Origin of the sequence: Shewanella sp. SG41-4 (assembly GCF_014164505.1) — a bacterium.
GTDB lineage: Bacteria > Pseudomonadota > Gammaproteobacteria > Enterobacterales > Shewanellaceae > Shewanella.
In genome coordinates, this window is sequence record NZ_JACJFI010000373.1 from 1 (window position 1) to 2952 (window position 2952).

General features: G+C 38.7%; 5 protein-coding genes. All 5 read right to left on the minus strand.

What is annotated here, in order from left to right:
* On the minus strand, window positions 1–675 hold a 675-nt coding region (locus H5202_RS19780), incomplete at its 3' end, for a LytS/YhcK type 5TM receptor domain-containing protein (RefSeq protein WP_272490479.1).
* A 293-nt stretch (window positions 676–968) separates the two neighbouring features.
* Entirely contained in the window at window positions 969–1319 is a 351-nt protein-coding gene (locus H5202_RS19785; RefSeq protein ID WP_182773573.1) for a replication protein RepA, read from the minus strand.
* Entirely contained in the window at window positions 1306–1974 is a 669-nt protein-coding gene (locus tag H5202_RS19790; protein ID WP_182773574.1) for an AAA family ATPase, read from the minus strand. The genes H5202_RS19785 and H5202_RS19790 overlap by 14 nt, the downstream gene beginning before the upstream one ends.
* A 98-nt stretch (window positions 1975–2072) precedes the next feature.
* Window positions 2073–2375 (minus strand): PilZ domain-containing protein, encoded by a 303-nt coding sequence (locus tag H5202_RS19795; RefSeq protein WP_182773575.1) that lies wholly within the window; start codon window positions 2373–2375, stop codon window positions 2073–2075.
* A 279-nt stretch (window positions 2376–2654) separates the two neighbouring features.
* A partial coding sequence (locus tag H5202_RS19800; RefSeq protein ID WP_182773576.1) for a phosphate-starvation-inducible protein PsiE occupies window positions 2655–2952 on the minus strand: 298 nt, incomplete at its 5' end.

Below are 2952 nucleotides of genomic sequence, written 5' to 3' on the forward strand. Positions count from 1 at the left end.
ATCAAAACCTTTAGAAAGTAAGCCGACACTGCGCTCAGCTATTTTTAATGCTTTAGTTGAAAAACTGGAAGAAAGTTTATCAAACATGGCTTTTTGGTCGCGAACAATACTCATAAACATTGCCGCGCCGAGCGAGTTAATCAGTAACATTGGCGGGGCGATGAGTTTGACTAACTCCCAGGCTTGGTCAAAGGGTTTTGCGACTAATACAATTATCGACATCTGCATTATTTCTGCCATAAAGGTTACCCCAAACACGACTATTGGCTGGTAAGCCATTTCTGACTTACCGGCTTTTTTGAAGTAATAACTGATCATACCTGCGGATAACCCTTCTAAGGTGGTGGATATAGCACAAGCTATATCGGTAAATCCGCCCATGGAATAACGATGTAATCCACCCGTTAACCCAACCAATAAACCGGTGACGGGTCCACCGAGCAATCCGCCTAATACAGCACCCATAGCACGCGTATTAGCAATGGCACCTGAAGTTTGTTCGCCAAAATAAGTCGCCATAATGCAAAAGCTGGAGAACACCAGATAGATAAAAATTTTATGGGGTAATCGTTTTGACGTTTCTGCGAAAAGTTTAAATAATGGCGTTTTACTGACTAAGTAAACGATAACTAAGTAAACACACATTTGCTGTGTTAGCAGTAATATTAACGACATATATTCTCTTTGGATTAATTAAACGCAGTCAAATTGTAGTGGATAAATGAGTTGTATTTATACGAGCGTGAGTGTGTTTGCTCGTTTGCCAAGTGCTGCTTGCAGCAACTCGTTTGCTGAGAAACAGGGGAATATGGAGCCATACTATTTCAATTTAAGTTATGTTCAATTTAAGTTAATTAATTAAAAATCATCAAAGTGAGCATAAACTTCAATCCAATACTGTCATGGAAAAGATTAATATATGTAGATGCTCAGCTGAATGCTTACGGATTATCATTAGTGATAAGCCGTTAACGTGATGTTTTACCCAATAAATTGGATTGTTCAATGCTACTTTGCTGATAAAACTCATCAATAAGTATTCTGAGTATTTTTGATTTAGCAACATTGCTGTTTTTGGCCATCTCATCTAATTGTGAAATGCTTTTTTCGGTAAGTGTGAAAGTGGCATGACGATAAATTTTAGTGCTTTTTTTATCCAACCCTTTTAAAAAATCTTGCGTCGTTGAGTTAACATTAGCTTGACCATCAGATGCTTTAAGCCCTAACGCATAATTATTAGCATCTTCAATAAAGTCGTCTACAGATACCTTGACTCGGGTATCCTTGGGCTTCTTGCGCTTAAGGTCAGTTAAACTCATAACTATTTTCTGGTGGGATGGCAAAAAGTTCATCGGCAATAGCTCGAATTTCATCGGCCGCTTTACCAGTAGGATCGATTTCAAGCACAGAAGAGCCACTCTCTTCACTGTCATCATAGATATTACGACTAATCGTCACAGCATTGAGGGCACGTAAACCAAAAGACTCAACCACTTCCTTGGCTTCTAAAATGCGTTTAGCTTGCGATGGCAGCGCAGGGCATTGCGTTATTACTATAGATGCAATCATTTTCGGATTGACCATCTTACAGGTACTGAGCATGTCTTCCATGTGTGGTAATGTTTTCAGATCGCGTCGTTTAGGACGAAGTGGGATGACAACATAGGTTGCTACTGACATAGCCGCTCGCATGGCAAGGTTATCTTGGCCACCACAATCAACAATGACATAGTCAAAACGCTCATTCAAACTTAACAGGTCATTACGAATTTTTCCGTATAGCTGGATACAATTGATGGCTTTAAGACTTGGGTCATTATTTCGAGCTTGGATCCAATCTGAGGTAGTTCGTTGCGGATCGCAGTCAACCATGAGCACATTGGCATCGTATTTTTGACAAATGTGTACGGCAATGTTTTGTGTTAAACAGCTTTTTCCACTGCCACCTTTTTCTCCGCCAACGAGCAATATCATGTTGTGATCCTTGATGCTAGGCGCCATGTTGCACCGAAAATATTTATTGGTATGTTACCTTGAGTATAAAACCTCTATACCGTTCTGCATAAAAATAATTAAATAAGCTGTATAGCAATATAATAGCTATGAGCTGAACATTCGGAACAGCGGCAAACTTGGCCTTTAATTGTATTTTGTCTATCTGTGTTTTCATTGAATGTTAAAGCGATCAAATCACCCACTTTAAAGGGGGCTTTGAAGTCAAATAAAACGCCTTTTCGGGCAAGGTCGATGCAGATCCCATGATCGACACATGATTCACCTTGTGCATTAATCCAATCTAGGCGGATCCGTTCAGCTTCCATGTCTACACGTAAAGAACTGCGTTTTTCGTCGAATCCTATTGGTTCTTGCCCCATCCTTTTTCCCCTTTAAATGGTTAATCTGCCAGTATCTTTTTTATTGTTTGGTGCGAATTTCTAATCAGCAATATTAATGTTGATTAACTGTTAACCATACAACATTCTATTTTTAATGTAATTTATTTTATACTTTAATTTAGGAATACACCGAGTGCTTTTAGATACAGTAATAATTAGATTCTATTTTTTAGCACAAAGGCTCGTTAAAAAAAATCAAAATTAGCTTCATTTGTTGATTAAAGATACACGGTATTGTTTGGCCGATTGTTAAGGTGATTAATTATCGTAGTCTTGGTTTTTAGGGTAAGGCATTTTCAACTGGCCCCAACGGATAACAATTACCGTGCCAGCCAGTAAAATCGTCGACAGTGAAATGGCTAAAATTCGCCAATCTTCCATACCCTTCATGTCCAAAATTAAATATCGAGCCAAAGCCACAATCGCAATATAGAGTGGCATACGGATAGGTAACTTACCTGATTCAATATAATTAACGACCATTGCTAAAACTTCGAGATAAATAAACAGCAACAGTAAATCTGCCAGCTCGACGGTTCGAATAGCAATCATGTGG

What these genes read in the sequence shown, in the direction of transcription:
- H5202_RS19785 (WP_182773573.1), bottom strand. Translation starts at nt 1,319, where the DNA reads ATGAGTTTAACTGACCTTAAGCGCAAGAAGCCCAAGGATACCCGAGTC.
- H5202_RS19790 (WP_182773574.1), bottom strand. Translation starts at nt 1,974, where the DNA reads ATGATATTGCTCGTTGGCGGAGAAAAAGGTGGCAGTGGAAAAAGCTGT.
- H5202_RS19795 (WP_182773575.1), bottom strand. Translation starts at nt 2,375, where the DNA reads ATGGGGCAAGAACCAATAGGATTCGACGAAAAACGCAGTTCTTTACGT.